The sequence below is a fragment of the Stenotrophomonas sp. SrG genome (genome assembly GCF_050031795.1).
GTDB lineage: Bacteria > Pseudomonadota > Gammaproteobacteria > Xanthomonadales > Xanthomonadaceae > Stenotrophomonas > Stenotrophomonas rhizophila_A.
This window is the reverse complement of sequence record NZ_JBNBBE010001502.1, coordinates 1-233: the sequence shown is the minus strand read 5'-3', so window position 1 is coordinate 233 and position 233 is coordinate 1. Positions and strand designations below refer to the sequence as shown.

Annotated in this window: 1 pseudogene; it reads right to left on the bottom strand. The window is 70.8% G+C overall.

What is annotated here, in order from left to right:
* Window positions 1-233 (bottom strand): annotated as a pseudogene (locus ACQG3P_RS24380) (protease modulator HflC); the annotation flags it as partial.

The window sequence follows — 233 nt, the reverse complement described above, 5'->3', positions numbered from 1 at the left end:
TCCTGGAGTTGCGGGAGGCCTCCACGCTGCGGTAGAACGAGACGAACGACGGATCGGCCGAGCCGGCCTGGCCGTAGATCCGGGCCGCTTCGGCGACGCCGGCACCACGCAGGCGCTGGGCGTCGCGCTCGGCTTCGGCCACGATCACGGTGCTTTCGCGGTCGGCCGGGGCACGGATGGTGAGCGACTGCTCTTCACCCTCTGCCCGCAGCTTGGCCGCTTCCTGCTTGCGA